Genomic DNA, 20630 nt, shown 5'->3' with positions numbered 1-20630 from the left:
TCCTTTTGCACTTCAGAAAATAAAATTTCCGAATAAATATTTTTCAGAAATTTTTTTCTAACATATACTCTCAGGCAAGCTGCCGCGCCAGGCATATGGCAGGCCAACAACACGCATGAGGAGACAGCAATGACCGCAGTAGCCCTGTTCGGAGCCGGCCGTATCGGCAAGATCCACGCCGCCAACCTGGCCGCCCAGTCCGGCGCCCGCCTGAAGTATGTCGTCGATACCCACCAGCCATCCGCACAGGAACTGGCCGCACATTATGGTGCCAGCGTGACTGATATCGACAGCGCACTGGCCGACCCGGAAGTGGGCGCTGTCGTCATTGCCTCCAGTACCGATACCCATGCCGACCTCATCCTGCGTGCTGCAGCCCGTGGCAAGGCCATCTTCTGCGAAAAACCGGTAGACCTTACCCTGGAGCGCGCACGCCAATGCGCCGCTGCGGTGAAAGAAGCTGGCGTAGCCTGCCTGATCGGCTTTCAGCGCCGCTACGACCCCACCTTTGCCGCAGTGAAAGCGCGCATCGAGGCCGGGGAAATCGGCCAGCCGGAAGTGCTGATTGTCACCAGCCGCGACCCTGGCGCACCGCCGGTGGACTACATCAAGCGCTCTGGCGGCATTTTCAAGGACATGCTGATTCACGATTTCGACATCTGCCGCTGGATTCTGGCCGACGAAGCCGTCAGCGTGCAGGCCAGCGCCAGCGTCCTGACCGACCCGGCCATCGGTGCGGCTGGCGATGCCGATACCACGGCGGTCACCATCCGCACCCGTTCTGGCCGTCTGTGCCAGATCAACACCAGCCGCCGTGCCGCCTATGGCTATGACCAGCGTTTCGAGGTGATGGGAAATCTGGGGATGCTGCAGGCCGGTAATCACCGCCCCACCGAAGTCACCGCCTATGGCAGCCAGCAGGTCAGCACCGATCTGCCGGAACGCTTTTTCCTGGAACGCTACCGCGCCGCCTATGCACTGGAAATGGCCCACTTCTTTGAGGTAGTGCAGCACGGCACCCGCCCGCGTACCACGGTGGAGGATGGCGTCAAGGCACTGGAACTGGCCGATGCGGCCACCCGCTCCTGGCAGGAAAACCGCCTGATCACCCTGTAAATCTCCCCGATTGCCAAGCAGCCCGCCGCGCACAAATCCGGCGGGCAAGGAGAAGTCATGTCCACACTGAATATCGGCCTTGTCGGCCTGGGCCGGCTAGGTCGCCGCCATGCGCTCAATCTGCGCGACCGCATTCGCGGTGCAACACTGCTGGCGGCCTGCTCGCCATTGGCGCAAGAACTGGACTGGGCAGCGGAAAACCTGCCCGGCGTGCAGCGCCACGCCACGCTGGATGCGATGCTGGCAGAGCCAGAGCTACAAGCGGTATTTCTGGTCACCCCTACCGCGCTGCATGCCGAGCAGATCATCGCCAGCCTGCGCGCCGGCAAGCATGTGTTTTGCGAAAAACCGCTGGCGCTGAATGTGGAAGATTGCCAGAAAGTAGAAGCAGTAGCGGCAGACCATCCGCAACTCAAGGCCATGGTGGGTTTTGTCCGCCGCTTTGATGCCAGCTATCAGGATGCCGCCGCCAAGCTGCAACAGGGCCTGGTGGGCCAGCCTTATCTATTGCGCTCACAAACCTGTGACCTGAATGACGAGAATGGTTTTTTTGTGAAATTTTCCCCCAGCAGCGGCGGCATTTTCATGGATTGCAGCATTCACGATATCGATCTGGCACGCTGGCTGCTGGGCTCACCCAAGCCGCTACGCGCTTGGGCCACTGGCACCAATGCCCTGCACCCGGCACTGGCCGACTGTGGCGACGTGGACAATGGCGTGGCGATGCTGGAGTTTGCCGATGGCAAGCTGGCTTGCTTCTATGCCTCGCGCACCCAGGCGCATGGCCATGAAACCCTGACCGAAATCTTCGCCAGTGCCGGGCGGCTGACTGTGGGAGCCAACCCGCGCGCCAACCGGGTGGACATCAGCGATGTCCATGGCGTGCGCAATGAATGTGTGCAGGACTTCTACCAGCGTTTTGCCGAAGCTTTTGTCAGCGAGGCCCAGCACTTTGTCGATGCTGTGCTGCAGGATCAACCGCTGGCACTGAGCCTGGCCGATGCCACCGAGGCGACGCGCATTGGCCTGGCCATCACCCAGGCACTGCGCAGCAAACAGGTGGTGGAGCTGTAAACCCGCCCCCGCTCCAGACCCCGTCAAAAAGGCCCATGCCGGGTATGGCATGGCCTTTTCCTTTCCATCGAACGGGCAGGCAAGCCCCTGAGCGCGACTCAGCGCTGCATGCTGCCCTGCCCTAGCAGCCGCTCATGCCAGGACAGCGCCTCGCCCAGCAGATGCGGGGTGTGCTTGCCCTTGCTGTCGCGGCAGGCGCGGTCAAAGTAATCCTGCAGCAGCGGGCGATAGTCCGGGTGGGCGCAGTTGGCAATCACCGCGCGGGCGCGCTGCTTGGGCGACAGGCCACGCAGGTCAGCCAACCCCTGTTCGGTGACGATGATGCACACGTCGTGCTCGGTGTGATCGACATGGCTGACCATGGGCACGATGCAGGAAATCGCCCCGTTCTTGGCGGTACTGGGGGTGACGAAGCAGGACAAAAAGCCATTGCGGGCAAAGTCGCCAGAACCGCCAATGCCGTTGATGATGGAGGTGCCGGCCACATGGGTGGAGTTGACGTTGCCGTATAGATCGGCCTCTACCATGCCGTTGATGCCGATACAGCCCAGGCGGCGCACCAGTTCGGCATGATTGGAGATTTCCTGCGGCCGCAGCACTATGCGCTCGCGGTAGTGCTCGATATTGCGGGCGAACTCTTGCACTCCTTCCGGGCTGAGCGACAGCGCGGTAGCCGAGGCCATGCGGATGGTGTCGGTGCGGATCAGGTCGAGCATGCCGTCCTGAATCACCTCGGTAAACGCAGTCAGATTGCTAAAGCCGCCATCACGCAGCCCGCCCAGCACCGCATTGGCGATATTGCCCACACCAGACTGCAAGGGCAGCAGGTTTTCCGGCAGACGCCCCACCTTGATTTCATGCTTGAGGAATTCCACCAGATGGCCGGCAATACGCTGGCTGGTTTCGTCCGGGGCGCTAAAGCGGCCAAGTCGGTCCGGCGCATGGGTTTCCACCACCGCCACCACCTTGGCCGGATCAACCCGCAGATAAGGCTCGCCGATACGGTCGCCGGCTTGCGTCAGCGGAATGGGCTGACGATTGGGCGGCAGCGCCGTACCGTAATAGATGTCGTGCATGCCATCCAGCCCCAGCGGCTGGGTGCTGTTGACTTCCAGAATCACCTTGTCGGCCAGGTCCAGCCAGGTTTTGTTATTGCCAATTGAAGTCGAAGGAATCAGCCGGCCATCCGGTAGGATGCCGGCAACTTCCACCACGGCCACATCGATCTTGCCGAGGAAACCAAACCAGGTGTATTGCGCCACCTGGCCCAGATGCACATCCATGTATTCGATTTCGCCACGGTTGATGCGCGCGCGCAGCTCCGGATCAGACTGATAGGGCAGACGGAAGTCGATACCCCCAGCCTTGGCCAGCGCGCCATCCAGTTCCGGCGCGGTGGAGGCGCCAGTCAGCACGCGCAGGGCAAATTTTTCACCCCGTCCTTGTGCGGCCTCAATGCGGCCAGCCAGTGCCAATGGCACGGCCTTGGGGTAGCCCGAGCCGGTAAAACCGCTCATGCCCACGGTCATGCCCGGCTGGATTTGTGCTGCGGCATTTTCTGCCGACATGATTTTCCCTGCCAGTCCGGCATGGTGGATACGTCTTTCCACTTGTTTATCCCTTGCAATTTGCGGCCTGCTTGCGGCCTGCTGTTTTATCGAGCGTTGTTCCGGCCTGTCTCGGCCAGATTCATGCTGCCGGCTGACGCTTATCCTTACCTTTACGTCAGGCTGGCAGACCCGCTACTTAAGCAGCTTCCACCGCCGCCTCGCAGACTAATGACAACAAGCATGATCTGCATCAAAACCTGTTTGCCCAGCCATGCCATAGGTTATGGCTTGCTTTTGCGCCCACACTTAATGACATTTACATTTTTAAAGTGAAAATAAAGTCATTTGGTATTTTTTGGCAAAATGCATGACTCCCCGCAACATCCTTCCCCTTGTCTTGATTCCCACCCGGCTTGTACAGCTCCCCACCTGTGTCAAATCTGCCTCAGATCACTGGGGAAACCGGCCCGCGCAAAATAATCCGCCACACAGGCTGGCAAATCACATGGAATATTGTTAGATTGCCACTTCTTGGTAACTTGACCAAAAACCATGACAGCAAGCCAACAATCCGCCCCGCCCTGCTCGGCCGCCAGTTGCAAGGACATCCGCACCAAGCTGATTGATGCCGCGCTGGATGTGCTGCTGCATGACGGAATCCTGGGCTTCAGCCAGAGCAAGGTTGCCAAGCAGGCCGGCCTACGCCAGAGCCACCTGACCTATTACTTCCCCACGCGCAACGATCTGCTGACCGTGGTGGTGGAGCATGGCTGCCTGATGGTGATCAACGCCCAGGGCTGCCATGACACAGCGCCCATGCCCACGCTGGAGGCGTTTCGCCAGGCCATGTGCAACAACATCTGCGACAGCCGCATTGCCCGGCTGATGGTGGCGGTCACCGTGGCGGCCGAGGTCGACCCCAAACTCAAGGACTGGATCAGCGACTTTGACCGCCGCATGCTGAACAACAAGAAAGAAGCCTTCAAGCGGCTGGGCGTTCACGCCAGCGACGACGAAATGGCCCTGTTCCACAGCACCATTGCCGGCATTGCCCTACGCAATCTGAACAGTAGCGGCCCGCAGGATAGCGAAGAAGCCCGTCGGCGCTTTCTGTATGCCTTTGACCGGCTGATCAAAGCGTCGCATCCGGCAGCAATATCAGAATAATCCGAAGAATCAACTCGCCCACAAGGCAGGACAATGCAAAGCCACCACCACGGCTGCGCAGGTCAAGAACAGGAGTACAGGATGCATCCCAAGCACTCACCGGGCCGCCCACCGGCAACAGCGGCGTCAACCCTCCCCCGGGCAGCGCTGCCGCTGTTGCTCGGTCTGGCATTGTCGGGCTGCACCCTGACGCCGCCAGCCAGCACACCGCAACTGGTTGATGGCCAGAGCCGCAGCTATGGCAGCAGCCCGCTGGCCGAACACACGGTGGCCAGCCGGCAGGCGGGTGCCGCCGGCATCGCGCAGCACCTGGCGCTGGGCCAGCAATTGCAGCCGGAATGGTGGCAGCTGTTTCGCTCGCCCGCCCTCGACCAGCTGATTCGCGAAGCCCTGCACAACAATCCCAGCCTGGCTGCCGCTCGTGCCGCCCTGCGCCAGGCTCAGGAAAACTACAATGCCGCCGCCGGCACGCTGGAATATCCCTCGGTCAGCGGCCAGCTGGGCGGCAGCCGCCAGCGCCAGACCCAGTCCGGCAGCACCCCCAGTGATTTCAATGTACTGAGCGCCGGCCTCAATGTGTCTTACACGCTGGACCTGTTCGGTGCCAACCGCCAGCAATTGCAGGGACTGATGGCCGCCAGCGACTACCAGCGCTATCAGCTGGAAGCCACCTACCAGACGCTGATTTTCAATGTGGTCACCACCGCCATCCAGGAAGCCTCGCAGCGTGCCCAGTTGCAAGCCACACGGGAAATGCTGACCGCTGCCGAACAGCAGCTGCGCATCGTGGAAAAACAGGCCGCGCTGGGTGCAGTCGCCCGCAGTGGCGTGCTGTCGCAGGCTACGCTGGTGGCACAGACCCGCGCCCAGTTGCCACCACTGGAAAAGGCGCTGGACCTCACCCGCAACCAACTGGCGGTGTATGTGGGCAAGCTGCCATCAAGCGGCGGCCTGCCGGAATTCACCTTGGACAGCCTGCATCTGCCGGCCGAACTGCCGGTATCGCTGCCCTCGGAACTGGTGCGCCAGCGGCCGGACATTCGCGCCAGCGAAGCCTTGCTGCAGCAGGCGGGTGCCCAGGTCGGCGTGGCCACGGCCAACCAGTATCCGCAAATCAGCCTGACCGGCAGCTTCACCCGCGAGCGTTTGTTTGTGGGTCCGGCCACTGCCGGGCTGAGCCTGTGGAGCCTGGGCGCCAGCGTCAGCCAGTCGCTATTTGACGGCGGCGCGCTGCGTGCCAAAAAGCGTTCTGCCGAGGCGGCTTTCGAACAGGCCCAGGCCCAGTACCGCGAGACCGTGCTCAAGGGCTTCCAGAATGTGGCCGACAGCCTGCGCGCAGTCAGCGCCGATGCCAGCACCCTGCAAGCCCAGGCCGATGCCGAGGCACAGGCACGCGAAACACTGCAGTTGACCCAGCAGCGTTTCCGCCTGGGAGCAGTCAGCCAGTTGAGCCTGCTGGATGCACAGCGCACCTGGCAGCAGACCCGCATCAATCTGGTCAGCGCCAGCGCCAGCCGCTATGCCGATACCGCCGCGCTGTTCCTGGCGCTGGGTGGTGGCTGGTGGAACCGCAGCGACGATATCGCCAACCCCGACCCTACCGCCCAGGCCAAGCCCTGATCGCAGCCGGTAGACGACACGCAATCAAGAGAAAACAAGGAAAGCAATATGACCAAGCGAATGTTCATCATGCTGGGAGGCATAGTGCTGCTGGTAGTGGTACTGGGGCTGGGCTTCTTCATGCATATCCGTACCCTGATGGCCAGTGCACCCAAGCCACAGCCGCAGACTGTCAGCACCATCATCGCCAAGAAAACCAGCTGGCAGCCGCAGCTCAAGTCGGTCGGCACCCTCAGCGCCGTGCATGGCGTGGATATCAGCAGTGAAGTGGCTGGCCAGGTACGCAGCCTGCACTTCCAGTCTGGCCAGGATGTGAAGGCCGGCGATGTGCTGGTCCAACTGAATGCCGATGCCGATCTCGCCCAGCAACATGCGCTGGAAGCCGCCGCCGAACTGGCCGCCATCACGCTCAAGCGCGATCAGGCCCAGCTGGCGGTGCAAGGCGTAGCGCAGGCACAGGTGGATAACGACGCGGCCGACCTGAAAAGCAAGAAGGCGCAAGTGGCACAACAAGCTGCGCTGGTGGCCAAGAAAACCATTCGCGCGCCGTTTGCCGGCCGTGTGGGCATCACCAGCGTCAATCCCGGTCAGTACCTGAATGCCGGCGACAAGATCGTCACCCTGCAGCAGATCGACCCCATCCATGTCGATTTCAACCTGCCGCAAAGCCAGCTGGCTGCAGTCAGCATTGGCCAGAAGGTGGTGATCAAGACCGATGGCACCGCCGACAAGACCTTTGCCGGCAATGTGAACGCCATCAACCCCAAGATCGACACCAGCACCCGCAATGTGCAGGTACAGGCACTGATCGCCAACCCCGGCCGCAAGCTGCTGCCCGGCATGTTTGCCAGCGCCAGCCTGGACACCGGACGCGAACAGCCCTACCTGACCCTGCCGCAGACAGCCATTACCTATAACGCCTACGGCTCCACCGTGTTCGTGGTGAAGGCCGCTGGCAAGGAGGCCTCGGCCGCTGCCGGCAGCCTGGTGGTGAAACAGGTATTTGTCACCACCGGCCCGACCCGTGGTGATCAGGTAGCCATCCTCAGTGGGGTCAGCGAAGGCGAACAGGTGGTGACCACCGGTCAGGTCAAGCTGAAGAACGGCACGGCCGTTACGGTGGACAATGCAGTGCAGCCGACCAACAACCCCAATCCGACCCCGCAGGAACACTAAGGCCCAGCCATGAACTTTACCGACATCTTCATTCGCCGGCCGGTGCTGGCGACGACGGTAAGCCTGCTGCTCGTCGTGCTGGGTTTGCGCTCATTGTTCGGCTTGCCGATCAATCAGTACCCGCAGACCCAGAACGCCGTCGTCACCGTGTCCACCACCTATTACGGTGCGGACGCCAAGACCATGGCCGGCTTCATCACCCAGCCGCTGGAGGGCGCCATCGCCCAGGCACAGGGTATCGATTACCTGTCATCCACCAGCAATAGCGGTATTTCCACCATTACCGCCACCCTGCGGCTGAACTACGACGCCAACCGCGCGCTGACCGAGATCAACACCCAGGTCAACACGGTGAAGAACCAGCTGCCGGCGCAAGCCCAGCAGCCGGTGCTGACGGTGCAGACCGGGCAGACCACAGATGCCATGTATATCGGCTTCTATAGCAAGACCCTGCCCACCAACAACGTCACCGACTTCCTTAACCGTGTGGTCAAGCCCAAGCTGGACTCCATCCCCGGCGTACAGACGGCCGAGCTGCTGGGTGCGCGTCAGTTCGCCCTGCGTGCCTGGCTGGATGCCGACAAGATGGCCGCCCACGGCATTACCGCCACCGATGTCAACAGCGCGCTGGCCAGCAATAACGTGCTGGCGGCTGTCGGCACCAGCAAGGGGCAGATGGTGAGTATTCCGCTGACTGCCGCGACCGACCTGCACAGCGTGGACGAATTCAAGAAGCTGGCAGTCAAGCAAAGTGGCGATGCCATCGTGCGGCTGGAAGACATTGCCACGGTGACGCTGGGCTCGGAAAACTACGACTTCAACGTGGCCTTCAGCGGTGAGCGCTCGGTATTCATCGGTATCAAGGTGGCACCGGAGGCCAATATCCTGGATGTGGCCAAGAGCGTGCGCACTGCCTTCCCCGGCATTCAGCAGCAATTGCCGTCCGGCCTGACCGGGCAGATCGTCTACGACTCCACCGACTTCATCAACACCTCGATTCATGAAGTGGTGAAGACGCTGGTGGAAGCGCTGGTGATCGTCACCGTGGTGATTTTCTTCTTCCTGGGCAGCTTCCGCGCCGTGCTGGTACCGGTGATCGCCATGCCGCTGTCGCTGATCGGCACCTTTTTCATGATGCTGATGCTGGGCTACTCCATCAACCTGCTGACCCTGCTGGCGCTGGTGCTGGCCATCGGCCTGGTGGTGGACGACGCCATCATCGTGGTGGAGAACGTCGACCGCCACATGAAGGAAGGCAAATCGCCCTATGATTCGGCCATCATCGCCGCCCGCGAACTGGGCAGTCCGATTCTGGCGATGACGGTGGTGCTGGTGGCGGTATATGTGCCCATCGGCTTCCAGGGCGGCCTCACCGGTGCGCTGTTTACCGAGTTTGCCTTCACCCTGGCCTCCGCCGTGACGGTATCCGGCATCGTGGCACTGACCCTGTCGCCGATGATGTGCTCGCGCTTCTTCCGTCCGGAGCAGGATGAAGGCCGGCTGGTCAAGGCCATCGACCACACCTTCGACAAGGTGCAGAACGGCTACCGCCGCCTGCTGCACAGCCTGCTGGAAACCTGGCCGGTGCTGGTGGTGATGGCCGCCATTCTGCTGGCCTTGCTGGGCCTGATGACCAAGATGTCGCAATCGGAACTGGCACCGGAAGAGGACCAGGGCATCGTGCTGGGCCAGATCGTAGGTTCGCCCACCGCCAATGCCGACCAGATGCAGACTTACGCGCAGCAGATGTATGCCATCAGCAAGAGCATGCCGGAGTACGCGCAGATGTTCCAGATCACCGGCACCCCCACCATCAATGCCGGTATCGGCGGCGTGCTGTTCAAGCCGTGGGAAGAGCGCGGCCGCAGTGCGCATGAAATCCAGCAAGACTTGCAAGCCCGCTGGAACAAGATTGCCGGTGCCCGGGTAGCGGCCTTCCAGTTCCCGCCCTTGCCGGGTTCGTCCGGCCTGCCGGTGCAGTTCGTCATCAAGACCACCGAGCCGTTCGAAAACCTCAACGAGGTATCGCAACAGCTGCTGGACAAGGCGCGCAGCTCGGGCAAGTTCTACTTTGCCGACGTGGACCTGAAGATCGACGCCCCGCAAACCACGGTGGTGATCGACCGCGACAAGGCCAGCGCGCTGGGCATGACGCAACAGGATGTGGCCAATGCGATGAGCGCGGCCATGGGTGGCGGCTACGTCAATTACTTCTCCATCGACGGCCGCTCCTACAAGGTGATTCCGCAACTGCTGCAGAAAGACCGTCTCAATCCGGCACAGCTGCTGAACTACTACATCCGCACGCCGAATGCCGGGGTGATTCCGCTGTCCACCGTGGCGCATCTGAAGTCGGACGTGGTACCGGAATCCATCACCCGCTTCCAGCAGCAGAACTCCGCCACCCTGTCCGGAGTATCCGGCCAGGCGCAAGGTGAAGTGCTGAAATACCTGGAAGACACGCTGAAGGAAATTGCCCCCAGCGGCTATACGGTGGACTACGCCGGCCAGTCGCGCCAGTTCAGCCAGGAATCCGGTGGCTTCGCGCTCACCATGCTGTTTGCCGTCATCATCGTGTTCCTGACGCTGGCGGCGCTGTTCGAGAGCTTCCGCGATCCGGTGGTGATTCTGGTATCGGTGCCGCTGGCGCTGTTCGGGGCGATGATCTTCATCTTCCTCGGCTTCTCCTCCATCAATATCTACACCGAGGTGGGACTGGTGACGCTGATGGGCCTGATCAGCAAGCACGGCATCCTGATCGTGGAGGTGGCCAACGACCTGCGCGCCAAGGGCGCCAGCAAGCGTGAAGCCATCGAAGGTGCGGCGGTAGTGCGTTTGCGCCCCATCCTGATGACCACCGCCGCCATGGTGTTTGGCGTGGTGCCGCTGGTGATCGCCTCTGGTGCGGGTGCCGCCGGCCGCCATGCCATGGGTCTGGTGATTTTCAGCGGCCTGTCCATCGGCACGCTGTTCACCCTGTTCGTGGTACCGGCCATGTATATGGCACTGGCGTCGGAACATCACGGCAAGCAGACGGCCGCCGCCAAGGTGGAAACCGTCGGCTAAACCGCAGCACGCTCCCCCCACAAGCCCGGCACTGCCGGGCTTTTTTCATGCCGGCCGGCAATGAATGCGGCTTTCTTGACCTAGACGAAAACTTTGCCTGCAATTGTCACTTATGCTGACGACAAATGCAGGCACAGGGCGCGCCATGCTGCACATGGCGTCATGCGAACACCTAACGCATTGGCCAGCGACTCCCTACCGGGAGCCCGTCCCTGTCACTGCTTTCCATCTTTGCAAGACATCCCCCAACAGGAGATAACACAATGGACAAGGCAATCAAGGCTGCAATGGAAGGCCTGCTGCGCGTCGCCACCGGTGAAACCCAGCATATCCGCCGCGCCAACTGCCCGGTGGACGGTTCCGAAGACCGCCAGGATGACTGCCCGGCCTGCCAGGCCATCCAGCGGGCAGAAAAACTGCTCAAGCCGCAATGGGCCGACCGGGCGCAAGTGCTGGAAACCGTGATCCGCCGGCTGGATATCGGCTGAGCCACACACACGGTCGCCGCGGCGGCCACCCGGCATGCAACAGGGGCTGTGTCCATTGCGGACTACAGCCCCTGTTGTTTTGGGCCAGCGACTCAGTGGCTGGCCTCGACAGCGCAGTGCAGCTTAATGCAGCGCCTGGCGCTCTTCCTCATGCTCCCCCCACAAAGCATTCAGAATACCCAGCGACACGGCAAAAATGAGCATTCCACAGGCACTTTTAACGAGCTATCGCCGAAGCACAGCAGCCTATCAACAGGCTCTTAGGCAGGGGAAAAAGACAACCTTGGTGTGCTCGCTGCAGCAAACTCTGTTCCAGCCTGATGGCCGGGCCGGCATCAACGCCCGGCTTGCAACAGGCTGGCGCCGAGATATTCACTGCCGCTCACGCCGGGCAGGGCAAAGAAATAGCCGCCGCCAAAGGGTTTGATGTACTCCTCCAGCGGTTCGCCATCCAGCCGGTGCTGGGTATCGATAAAGCCGGTTTGCAGATTGGACTGGAAGCAGATGAACACCAGGCCCATGTCCAGCTGGCCGGACTTGGTCAGCCCCAGCGAATAGCTGTAGCTGCGACGCAGCAGCTTGGCATCATGGCGGCCATGCTTGCGTGGTTCGGCACGGCGCATGTGGGAATCCAGTGGTACATGCTGGCCATGCGGGTCTGCTGCAAAGCCGGGGTCGTCGAATTCGTGGGTCTTGCCCAGCGGCGCACCACTGGCCTTGTCGCGGCCAAAAATACCCTGCTGCTCGCCCAGCGGTGTGCGGTCCCACTGCTCCAGCGTGAAGCGGATCAGGCGGATGGCGACATAGCTGCCACCCTTGGCCCAGGCCGGTTCCTTATCCTTGTCATCCACCCACACCAGCGCATTCATCTGGGTGGCGTCTGCCGTGTCGGGGTTCCCGGTACCATCCTTGAAGCCGAACAGATTGATTGGCGTGCTGCTGTGGCGTACCGCCCCCGCTGGCAGAAAACCATCCATTTTCCAGCGGGCCGCCAGCTTGTCCGGGCTGTGCTTGATAATGTCACGCACCGCATGAATCACCGTTTCGCGGGAATGGGCGCAGCATTGCAGCAGCAGGTCGCCATCGCACCATGCCGCGTCCAGCGCGTCATTGGCAAAGGCCTGCATCTGGCTCAGGTGCTGCGGGCGCTGTGCCTGCAGGCCAAAGCGCTGGTCAAACAGCGAGGCACCTGCCGCCACGGTCATGGTCAGCCCATCCGCGGCGATATTGCCACCCAACAGGCCGGAGTCCGGCGGTGGCATTTTGGGGTGATCAACCGGTGCCGGGCCGCCCTGGGTCAGGAAGGCGATGCGTTCGGTCAGCAATTGCAAGGTGCCCTGCAAGCCCTGGCGATCCTTGGCCAGTACGTCCAGCGCAATGAAGATGGCTTCCTGTGGTGCCGGGGTGGTGATACCCGCCTGATGTTGTCCGCGATAGGGGACAAGGTCCTGCGCCGGGTCCACCGGCGGTGCCAGCTTGCCAAACCAGGCCCCTGCTCCCAGCCCACCAGCCAGCAGGCCACCTCCAAACAACCCGGCTCCGCGCAGCAGGCTGCGGCGCTGGGGGTTGGCTATCGCTGCAGCCTGGGCAATGGCTGGCTTGTCTTGTTCTGTCATGATGTGAAGTTTGTCTGGGTTGTGCTGCCGCGCAGCATGGTCATTCGACGATAAGCACACCGTGCGGATTGCTCAGCAGGCCGCAGGTCATTTCGTATTTGCCGGGTTCCAGCCTGGCAGTCAGCTTCTGGCTGAAGCCGGGGGCGATGTTCTCGCGCTCCTCCACCACATACACGCCCTTGAGGATTTCCCACTCCACGGTGCGGCCGCTGTTGTTCTTGATCATGAACTGGGTCTTGCCGCGCTGCACGGTCAGCTGCATCGGCTGGCAGGCCTCATTGCTGATGCCGACATTCACCACCGGAATGGCGGCAGCCGCTGCTGCGGCAGCTGCCTGTGGTGCCGGGGCCTCCTGGCTGCAGCCGGCCAGCAAGGCCGCTAGCAGCAATACGGGGAATACTCTGGACATAAGGACTTTCTAAGGCAATGTGTTCAAGCTCGCCCGGCCTGCCCGCTGGCAGCGCCGGGCGGCATCGTGACTGATCAATCCAGACCCAGCACGCCACGCAGCTTGGACAGGTCTTCCGCCAGGGCGGTAATCGGGCCCTTCATGGCGGTGCGGTCCGCGTCAGTCACCTTGTCGTAACTGACAAAGCCCTGCTTGTCTTCGCTGCGGTATTTGTCCAGCAGGCTGTCCACGGTCTTGAAGTTTTCATCCACCTTGGCCAGCAGGTCCGGGCTGGCTTTCTGCAGCAGCGGGCGCAGCAGTTCGACAATCTTCTGCGCGCCGTCCACATTGGCCTGGAAGTCCCACAGATCGGTATGGCTGTAGCGGTCTTCCTCACCGCTGATCTTGGTGGCCGCCACTTCTTCGATCAGGCCGGCCGCGCCGCCCACCATCTTGGCCGGCGGAATGCTCAGCGTCTGCACCCGGCTTTGCAGGGTGGTGATGTCCGCTACCAGCTTGTCGGCATACTCCGCCTGACCCTTGGTGGTGTGCTCGCCAAACAGGGCTTTTTCCAGACGGTGGAAGCCGGTGAATTTCGGGTCGGCAGCTTTTTGCTTGAAGTCATCCTCACGGGCGTCGATCGCGCCATCCATATCGGAGAACAGCTCGGCAATCGGCTCGATACGCTCGTAATGCTGACGGGTGATGGCGTACAGCTCCTGCGCCTTTTTCAGTTCGCCAGCCTTGATGGCAGCCGCAAAAGCCTTGGACTGGGTCAGCAGGCCGGCCAGCTCGGTCGTCACGTATTGCTTGTAATCGGCAATCGGGCCGGCCAACTGGGCGCTATAGTCCACCGCGGGTGCCGAGGCGGCAGCCACGGCCGCACTGCTGGCCTGCGCCACCGGTGCATCTTCGGTTTTGCCGCAGGCGGCCAGGGTGGATACCAGCAGCGCCAGTAGCGACAGCTTGAACAGGGAACGGTTTGTCATCAGGATTTTTCCTTGAGAAATAAAAGGCTGAAGCAGGGTCAGCGCGTTGTTGCAGGCAGCGGACTGACGGCAGGCTGGCTGCCGCGCATGAACAGGAACAAGGCCGGAATCAGGAACAGCAACCAGGCCAGCACTTCGCTGATGGTGGGGGTGTCGTTGTAGCCGAACATGCCGGCCAGAATCACACCCAGCGGGGTGTCGATGGGCAGCACATGGCTCAGGTCGAATACCACGGTTTGCAGCTGGTTCCACAGGCCGGCTTCATGCAGGGCCTTGATGGCACCAGCCAGCAGGCCGGCAGCGACGAAGATGATGAACAAGCCGGTCAGGCGGAAGAAACGGCGCAGATCAATACGCACGCCGCCCTGGTAAATGCCGTAGCCGATGGCCGCCGCCACCACCAGGCCCAGCAAGGCGGCCAGCCAGGCCAGCGGGTTTTCCGCCTGCTGCTGGAAAGCCGCCAGCAGGAAAAACACCGACTCCAGCCCCTCGCGCGCCACGGCAAAAAACGCCATGCCGACCAATGCATAAGCCTGTCCCCGGCCGCGGCTGAACACCGCCGCCATGGACTCATGCAGCTGTCCCTTGATGGAACGCGCCGCCTGCTTCATCCAGAACACCATGGACGTGAGAATGGCGACGGCAATCAGCGCCACCACCGCCTCAAACAGCTCTTGCTGCTTTTGCGGGAATTCCTGCTGGGTCAGTTCCAGTGCGCAGCCCACCGCCAGACTGAGCAGGCAGGCCAGCACCACGCCCAGCCATACGGCGGGCATCCAGCGCTGCTGGCCGGACTGGCGCAGATAGCTGGCGATGATGCCGACAATCAGCGCGGCCTCCATGCCTTCGCGCAACATGATGAGAAACGGGATCAACATGACCAGGCTCATTTTTTGAAAATGAGAATCATGCTCATTTGCATTTGAACTGTCAACGCAAAATTTTGTCGCCCACCCCGCCAGCCCTTCCCTGCAGCCATCTGCCGCTCTACACGCCGGCGGTTGCGGGGTGCTGCCGGCTGCCGGGATAAGCCCGTGGCCAGTGCCATCAGCGTGCAGCACGCTGCATCCGCATGGAATGAGCCGTGCCTGAGCCGTGCCAAAGAACAATGAACGCTGCCATTCCCGCCAAAAATGCAAAATGCCACGACTAAGCGTGGCATTTCCATGGCAAGGGCAGTGGCCTGCGGGCCAGCGCCGGAGAGCAAGTCGACTCAGTCACCCGAGCAGCAATCGCCGCCTTTCTTCGCCGGTGACACCTGCTTAAGCACGACTGCAGGCGCAGCGCTGTTGGACGCGCAGCCTCCTCCACACGAACCGCAACCCGTGCCACAAGCACCCTGCTTGCGGGCAAAGCGCTGAATCAGGCTGCGCAGGGCGAACAAGACAACGATGGCGATGATGCCGTACTGGAGCAAGAGACTGGTAGTCATGCAAAGGCCTTCACCAGGTGATAAGTCAGAAACGAGCAGGCGTAAGCCACCACAAACATATAGCTGAAGGACAACACCACCTGCCGCCGGCTGCCGGTTTCCTTGCGGATCACCGCCAGCGTCGACATGCATTGCGGGGCAAAGGCAAACCACACCATCAAGGATAAGGCACTGGCCAGCGAGATCTGATGCGCCAGCACATGGCCCAGCGAAGCGACATCATCGGCATTGGCCACCGAGTAAACCGTAGCCAGGGTAGCCACTGCCGTTTCCCGTGCGGCAAAGGCTGGAATCAGCGCCAACGTGACCTGCCAGTTGAAGCCCAGTGGCGCAAACAGAAACTGCAAGGACTTGCCCAGATAGCCGGCGATGCTGTAATCGATGGCCGGGCCGGTAGCGCCGACAGGCGGATTGGGGAAGCTGGAAATAAACCACATCAACACCGTCAGCGCCAGAATCATGCCGGTCAGCTTCTTCAGGAAGATGCTGCCTCTCTCCCACAGCCCCAAGGCCAGATCGCGGAGCTGCGGCACACGGTAGGCGGGTAATTCCATGATCAAAGCCGGCTGCTGCGCATCACGAGGCCGCAGCCGCTTGCACACCCAGCCCACCGCCATGGCCCCCACAATACCCAGCAGGTACAGGCCTAGCAGCACCAGGCCTTGCAGATTCAATATTCCACCAATGCTGTGCGCCGGGATAAACGCACCAATCAGCAAGGCATAAACCGGCAAGCGTGCCGAGCAGGTCATCAAAGGCGCGACCAGAATGGTGGTCCAGCGGTCACGCTGATTGCTGATACTGCGGCTGCCGATAATGCCGGGAATGGCACAGGCAAAACTGGACAGCAGCGGAATGAATGAACGGCCGGTCAGACCAACCGACAACATGACGCGGTCGAGCAGAAAGGCGGCGCGCGGCAGATAGCCCGACTCCTCCAGCACCAGGATGAAGAAGAACAACACCAAAATTTCCGGCAGGAAGCCCAGCACCGTGCCCAGGCCGCTGATCAGGCCATCACACAGCAAGCCGCGCAGCGGGCCATCCGGCAGCAGCCCGGCCACCAGCTTGTTCAACAGGTCAAAGTTGTCGCCAATCAGGTCGGTCACCGGTTTGCCCAGCGAATACACCCCCTGGAACACCATGAACATCACCAGCAGCAGAATCAGCGGCCCCAGCACCGGATGCAGCACCCAGCGATCAATCGCATCCACTTTCGCATCGGACAGCTGGGGAATGCTGACGCAATCGGCCATGATGTGGCGCACACGCTGATGCAGGTCACCATGGTGAGCGGCGGCGGCCGCAGGGATTTTGCTGGCTGTCTGATCGACCAGCTGCACCAGCGCATCCACCCCGCCACGACGCACTGCTACGGTTTCCACTACCGGAATGCCCAGTTCGGCAGACAGGCGCGCCACATCAATGTGGATGCCACGTCGCTGTGCCGCATCCACCATATTCAGCGCCAGTACCATGGGCAGGCCCAGTTGCTGCACCTCCAGCACAAAGCGCAAATGCAGCCGCAGATTGGTGGCGTCGGCGACACAGATAATCATTTCCGGCGTCTGCTCACCACGGTGCTGGCCGCGCAGCACATCGAGCGTGACTTTTTCATCCTGGCTGGCGGACTCCAGGCTATAGGTGCCGGGCAGGTCGAGCAGGCTGATGCGGTGGCCGGACGCCGTGAAGAAATGGCCTTCCTTGCGCTCGACAGTCACGCCGGCGTAATTGGCCACTTTCTGCCGGGCGCCGGTCAGCTGGTTGAACAGCGCAGTTTTACCGCAATTGGGATTACCGACCAGGGCAATGCGCAAAGCCATCTCAGCCACGCTGAACTCCTTGTTGCAGCACGATGCGGCTGGCTTCTTCCCGGCGCAGGGCAAAGCGGCTGGTGCCCACCTGCACCAGTATCGGATCGCCTCCCCACGGGGCACGGGTAATGACCTTTACCGTCTCACCTGCGACAAAGCCGATGTCCTGCAGGCGCGCGGCAATCGCGTCATCAGCCTGCAGCTTTTCCACACCGACCACACTGGCTGTTTGTTGCTTTCCCAGTTCGCTAAGTCGCATCCACATCACCCGTAAATGAAAATCAATTTTGATTGGCCGGATAATACCCCCTCGCCCTCTAATGTCAATATTTTTCCTGCGTCTTTGCGGGGGGCAAACCGGTGCTCAACCTGCTTGATCCATCCAGCCGCCGTTGGCTTACGCCGACCGGCCTACGTCTCGAGTGGCTCCCGTGCAGCAGCACAGCGTTAGCGTGGAATATTCACCCCATCCTCGTTGAAGTCGCCTTTGGCTGCACCGGCATGGCAAGCCTGACAATTGGCGGCGCTGCCAATGGATTTGCGTTTCCAGACTGCAGGACTGATTTCGTCGTGCTTGTGGATGAACCAGCCGCTGCTGGTGATTCTGGGCGCTTCCACTTTGTTGCTCTGGCTTGGCGTTGCGTATTTGCCGTCCGCAGCGGCCCCGGTCAGGTAGGTACGAATGATCTTCTCGTCTTCAGGCGTTAACGTAGCGTTGCTGCCGTAATGGTTTTTCAGGGTGTCCATCTGCCGTTTCCAGGCGGAGGCCGGCAGCAAGCCCGGCGGGTAAGCCATGTGGCAGCTGCCGCATTCCGTTTTCCAGACAGCTGGCGCTTGCGATAGTGAGCGGGCCAGCTGTTTTGGCCGCTTGCCACCTTCATGGTGCTCTCCGTCATCGGCCATGATCTGGCCTGCGCTGATGCCCATCAGGGCGATGGCACCCAGCAACAAGATTTTCTTCATGTTGTTTGTCCTTATTTCAGGCTACTCAGATAAGTAATGAAGTCTCCTTTTTCCAGCGGGGTGCATTCGCGCTTGAAGACATCATCACAATTGCGGCGAAACCATTTTTCAACTTTCTTCGAATCAGTAAATCGGGAAGGCGTAACCGACGTCGCCATCGGGTCGATAGTGCGAAAGGCAAGTGTTTTCCCTGCCTGGCGTGGATCTGCCGAGTGGCAAGTGGCGCAGCTGATTTTCTTGCCGTTTTGCAGGGTCTCCCTGAAATAGAGGGTTTTGCCGCGATCGGCCGCAAAGCCGGTAAAACCGGGATTGGCCTGTTTGGCCTGCGTGGCATAGTCGCTGATGATGGCCGGTGTGGCGCTTGCGCTTGTGCCTACACTTGCTAGCGCGATTACCAGGATAATTGCAGTGCGCATGATCTCCTCCTGTTTTATTGACGCTTTTACCTTAGGAGGACAAGCTTAATTTATGATTAATTTTCCATTTAATTTTTGATAATGGGTTTTATTATTATTTGACAATCATGGAATTAATTACTGCTTAAGCTGATGGACTTACTGTGAAATCCGTATCTCAAAATACAAGGAGATGAGCATGCGAAAATTCACCCGATTCCATTGGTTTCATTGGTCGCTGGCTGGCCTGTTTGTTTTGGCTTATCTGACCGGCGATGATGCAGGATTGGCACATGCCTGGCTTGGTTATGGCTTGATAGCGCTTATTATTATTCGGGTGGCAATAGTATTAATGCGGATTAATGGATTTCCGCGCATTCTGCCGAATGCCACACTGCAGAAAGGTATCGCGGCAGAAATATGGGGCAAGACGCTGATATGGGGAATGGTGGCTGCCTTGATATTGATTTCGCTGACGGGTGTCCTGATGGTGGATAACGCTGCACTCATCAATGCCGGTTTACAGCTCTTTATTCCGCCAGCACAGGCGGAATCCATAGGCAACCTTGTCGCCGGCCTGCCACAGCTTAAGGGCGAGGAACTCCATGAAATGGTTGCGACGCTGAGCCTGGGGCTGATTGCTTTACATATAGGCTGGCTGATGGTGTATCGCCGGAAAATGGTGTGGTTTCTGCTGGGTGGCACACACACGGCAAAGCCAGCCGAGCCGTCCCGCTCTGCGGTGCAGCATGACAATCTCTCCGTGTGTGAATTGCGTCAGGAAACGCAGGATGCCATCACCATTGTGCTGGCCTTGCCGGCTGAGCGCCGGTGGCGGTTTCAGCATCAGCCTGGCCAGCATCTGACCATCGGGGTGGATATTCATGGCATGCGCCACTGGAGGTGTTACTCCATCACCAGCCTGCCAGGCGAGGCCACCCTGGCGATCACGGTAAAGCGCGTGGCTGGCGGACTGGTTTCGAACTGGCTGCATGAGGGTTTGCGTGTCGGCATGACCGTGGCTGCCTTGCCGCCCGCAGGCCAGTTCCGGCCCCGAGTGCCCGCAGGGGATCTGCTATTGCTAGCAGGCGGCAGCGGTATCACGCCACTGTATTCGATTCTTCGTTACGTGTTGAGCCAAAGCCAGGGTCGGGTGAGGCTGATCTATGTCAGCCAACAAGCTGATAATGTGATCTTTCGCCAACAACTGGCATCTTTGCAGGACCGTTACGCTCAGCGACTGGTCGCCACGCTATGGATCACGGAAGACGAAGGCCGGATTGATGCGGACAGGCTGGAAATATTGGTACGCGACTGGACTCACACTGAAGCCTTCCTTTGCGGGCCTGATGGGCTGATGAGCATGGCGCAGACCTGCCTGACTAATCTGGGCATGCCACCAGCCGCCCTTCATCGCGAGCGTTTTGCGGTGGGCCGGCAGGCTGCAGGCATGGACAGCAGAGCCGCCTCGGCGCGGGTGAGTCTGCACGGGAAACAGCACGCCATCGTGCTGGACGAAGGTGCTACGCTGCTGCATGCGATGGAGCGTCAAGGTTTGCAAGCGCCCAGCCACTGCCGCGCGGGCATGTGCGGAAGCTGTCGCTGCAAAGTGAGCGAGGGCCGGGTGGCAATGCGCAGTAATCTGGTGCTGTCGCAAGCAGAGGTGGAAGCCGGCTGGGCCCTGGCGTGTCAGGCCGAGGCACAGACTTCAGTCCTGACAGTTTCCTTCGATGATACTGCGGGGGCGGCGTCCTCCACTCATCACCATTAGGGAGT

General features: G+C 60.8%; 18 protein-coding genes. 8 read left to right on the top strand and 10 right to left on the bottom strand.

Features of this window, described 5'->3' with window-relative positions:
* Nucleotides 1-129 precede the first annotated feature (129 nt).
* A complete protein-coding gene (gene iolG, locus FAZ30_RS10605) occupies nt 130-1116 on the top strand; it encodes an inositol 2-dehydrogenase (protein ID WP_124642643.1) in 987 nt (328 codons plus the stop codon).
* 57 nt (nt 1117-1173) lie between these two features.
* Nucleotides 1174-2190: a Gfo/Idh/MocA family oxidoreductase gene (locus FAZ30_RS10600; protein ID WP_124642645.1), complete on the top strand. Its 1017-nt coding sequence runs from the start codon at nt 1174-1176 to the stop codon at nt 2188-2190.
* Between the two features lie 98 nt (nt 2191-2288).
* On the opposite strand, the gene scpC is transcribed toward FAZ30_RS10600, so the two are convergent.
* Entirely contained in the window at nt 2289-3800 is a 1512-nt protein-coding gene (scpC, locus tag FAZ30_RS10595) for a succinyl-CoA:acetate CoA-transferase ScpC (protein ID WP_124642647.1), read from the bottom strand.
* Between the two features lie 492 nt (nt 3801-4292).
* Between scpC and FAZ30_RS10590 the strand changes: the two genes are divergently transcribed.
* The 5 genes from FAZ30_RS10590 (at nt 4293) to FAZ30_RS10570 (ending at nt 11257) form a co-directional block, all read left to right on the top strand.
* A complete protein-coding gene (locus FAZ30_RS10590; RefSeq protein WP_124642649.1) occupies nt 4293-4907 on the top strand; it encodes a TetR/AcrR family transcriptional regulator in 615 nt (204 codons plus the stop codon).
* An 81-nt stretch (nt 4908-4988) separates the two neighbouring features.
* Nucleotides 4989-6527: an efflux transporter outer membrane subunit gene (locus FAZ30_RS10585; protein WP_124642651.1), complete on the top strand. Its 1539-nt coding sequence runs from the start codon at nt 4989-4991 to the stop codon at nt 6525-6527.
* Nucleotides 6528-6575: 48 nt separating this feature from the next.
* The gene (locus FAZ30_RS10580) at nt 6576-7703 is read left to right on the top strand and encodes an efflux RND transporter periplasmic adaptor subunit (protein WP_124642653.1); all 1128 of its coding nucleotides are present in this window, start codon (nt 6576-6578) and stop codon (nt 7701-7703) included.
* 9 nt (nt 7704-7712) lie between these two features.
* On the top strand, nt 7713-10769 hold the full coding sequence (locus FAZ30_RS10575) for an efflux RND transporter permease subunit (RefSeq protein WP_124642655.1): 3057 nt from the start codon (nt 7713-7715) through the stop codon (nt 10767-10769).
* Between the two features lie 263 nt (nt 10770-11032).
* Nucleotides 11033-11257: a hypothetical protein gene (locus FAZ30_RS10570; RefSeq protein WP_137009384.1), complete on the top strand. Its 225-nt coding sequence runs from the start codon at nt 11033-11035 to the stop codon at nt 11255-11257.
* A gap of 335 nt (nt 11258-11592) precedes the next feature.
* On the opposite strand, the gene efeB is transcribed toward FAZ30_RS10570, so the two are convergent.
* From efeB to FAZ30_RS10525, 9 genes are all read right to left on the bottom strand, one after another.
* Complete coding sequence (gene efeB, locus FAZ30_RS10565) at nt 11593-12873, bottom strand: iron uptake transporter deferrochelatase/peroxidase subunit (RefSeq protein ID WP_124642659.1); 1281 nt, start codon at nt 12871-12873, stop codon at nt 11593-11595.
* Nucleotides 12874-12913: 40 nt separating this feature from the next.
* Complete coding sequence (locus tag FAZ30_RS10560) at nt 12914-13282, bottom strand: cupredoxin domain-containing protein (RefSeq protein ID WP_124642661.1); 369 nt, start codon at nt 13280-13282, stop codon at nt 12914-12916.
* A 74-nt stretch (nt 13283-13356) separates the two neighbouring features.
* Entirely contained in the window at nt 13357-14250 is an 894-nt protein-coding gene (gene efeO, locus FAZ30_RS10555) for an iron uptake system protein EfeO (RefSeq protein WP_124642663.1), read from the bottom strand.
* A 38-nt stretch (nt 14251-14288) separates the two neighbouring features.
* Nucleotides 14289-15128: an iron uptake transporter permease EfeU gene (efeU, locus tag FAZ30_RS10550; protein WP_124642665.1), complete on the bottom strand. Its 840-nt coding sequence runs from the start codon at nt 15126-15128 to the stop codon at nt 14289-14291.
* 335 nt (nt 15129-15463) lie between these two features.
* Nucleotides 15464-15682: a FeoB-associated Cys-rich membrane protein gene (locus tag FAZ30_RS10545; protein WP_124642667.1), complete on the bottom strand. Its 219-nt coding sequence runs from the start codon at nt 15680-15682 to the stop codon at nt 15464-15466.
* Nucleotides 15679-17505, bottom strand: coding sequence for a ferrous iron transporter B (feoB, locus tag FAZ30_RS10540; RefSeq protein ID WP_199730986.1), 1827 nt, complete (start codon nt 17503-17505; stop codon nt 15679-15681). The genes FAZ30_RS10545 and feoB overlap by 4 nt, the downstream gene beginning before the upstream one ends.
* A 1-nt stretch (nt 17506) precedes the next feature.
* Nucleotides 17507-17755 (bottom strand): FeoA family protein, encoded by a 249-nt coding sequence (locus tag FAZ30_RS10535; protein WP_124642671.1) that lies wholly within the window; start codon nt 17753-17755, stop codon nt 17507-17509.
* A 188-nt stretch (nt 17756-17943) separates the two neighbouring features.
* Nucleotides 17944-18459, bottom strand: a complete 516-nt coding sequence (locus FAZ30_RS10530) for a diheme cytochrome c (protein ID WP_124642673.1) — start codon at nt 18457-18459, stop codon at nt 17944-17946.
* An 11-nt stretch (nt 18460-18470) separates the two neighbouring features.
* Entirely contained in the window at nt 18471-18875 is a 405-nt protein-coding gene (locus FAZ30_RS10525) for a DUF1924 domain-containing protein (RefSeq protein WP_124642675.1), read from the bottom strand.
* 178 nt (nt 18876-19053) lie between these two features.
* Between FAZ30_RS10525 and FAZ30_RS10520 the strand changes: the two genes are divergently transcribed.
* Complete coding sequence (locus FAZ30_RS10520) at nt 19054-20625, top strand: 2Fe-2S iron-sulfur cluster-binding protein (RefSeq protein ID WP_158613558.1); 1572 nt, start codon at nt 19054-19056, stop codon at nt 20623-20625.
* Nucleotides 20626-20630 lie beyond the last annotated feature (5 nt).

This window comes from Aquitalea aquatilis, from assembly GCF_005155025.1.
GTDB lineage: Bacteria > Pseudomonadota > Gammaproteobacteria > Burkholderiales > Chromobacteriaceae > Aquitalea > Aquitalea aquatilis.
Note: the sequence above shows the minus strand (reverse complement) of the source record. Positions and strands in the feature narration are given on the sequence as shown.

What these genes read in the sequence shown, in the direction of transcription:
- FAZ30_RS10585 (WP_124642651.1), top strand. Translation starts at nt 4,989, where the DNA reads ATGCATCCCAAGCACTCACCGGGCCGCCCACCGGCAACAGCGGCGTCA.
- FAZ30_RS10580 (WP_124642653.1), top strand. Translation starts at nt 6,576, where the DNA reads ATGACCAAGCGAATGTTCATCATGCTGGGAGGCATAGTGCTGCTGGTA.
- iolG (WP_124642643.1), top strand. Translation starts at nt 130, where the DNA reads ATGACCGCAGTAGCCCTGTTCGGAGCCGGCCGTATCGGCAAGATCCAC.
- FAZ30_RS10535 (WP_124642671.1), bottom strand. Translation starts at nt 17,755, where the DNA reads ATGCGACTTAGCGAACTGGGAAAGCAACAAACAGCCAGTGTGGTCGGT.
- FAZ30_RS10560 (WP_124642661.1), bottom strand. Translation starts at nt 13,282, where the DNA reads ATGTCCAGAGTATTCCCCGTATTGCTGCTAGCGGCCTTGCTGGCCGGC.
- efeU (WP_124642665.1), bottom strand. Translation starts at nt 15,128, where the DNA reads ATGTTGATCCCGTTTCTCATCATGTTGCGCGAAGGCATGGAGGCCGCG.
- FAZ30_RS10520 (WP_158613558.1), top strand. Translation starts at nt 19,054, where the DNA reads ATGCGAAAATTCACCCGATTCCATTGGTTTCATTGGTCGCTGGCTGGC.
- FAZ30_RS10525 (WP_124642675.1), bottom strand. Translation starts at nt 18,875, where the DNA reads ATGCGCACTGCAATTATCCTGGTAATCGCGCTAGCAAGTGTAGGCACA.
- FAZ30_RS10575 (WP_124642655.1), top strand. Translation starts at nt 7,713, where the DNA reads ATGAACTTTACCGACATCTTCATTCGCCGGCCGGTGCTGGCGACGACG.
- FAZ30_RS10590 (WP_124642649.1), top strand. Translation starts at nt 4,293, where the DNA reads ATGACAGCAAGCCAACAATCCGCCCCGCCCTGCTCGGCCGCCAGTTGC.
- feoB (WP_199730986.1), bottom strand. Translation starts at nt 17,505, where the DNA reads ATGGCTTTGCGCATTGCCCTGGTCGGTAATCCCAATTGCGGTAAAACT.
- FAZ30_RS10600 (WP_124642645.1), top strand. Translation starts at nt 1,174, where the DNA reads ATGTCCACACTGAATATCGGCCTTGTCGGCCTGGGCCGGCTAGGTCGC.
- efeB (WP_124642659.1), bottom strand. Translation starts at nt 12,873, where the DNA reads ATGACAGAACAAGACAAGCCAGCCATTGCCCAGGCTGCAGCGATAGCC.
- FAZ30_RS10530 (WP_124642673.1), bottom strand. Translation starts at nt 18,459, where the DNA reads ATGAAGAAAATCTTGTTGCTGGGTGCCATCGCCCTGATGGGCATCAGC.
- FAZ30_RS10570 (WP_137009384.1), top strand. Translation starts at nt 11,033, where the DNA reads ATGGACAAGGCAATCAAGGCTGCAATGGAAGGCCTGCTGCGCGTCGCC.
- FAZ30_RS10545 (WP_124642667.1), bottom strand. Translation starts at nt 15,682, where the DNA reads ATGACTACCAGTCTCTTGCTCCAGTACGGCATCATCGCCATCGTTGTC.
- efeO (WP_124642663.1), bottom strand. Translation starts at nt 14,250, where the DNA reads ATGACAAACCGTTCCCTGTTCAAGCTGTCGCTACTGGCGCTGCTGGTA.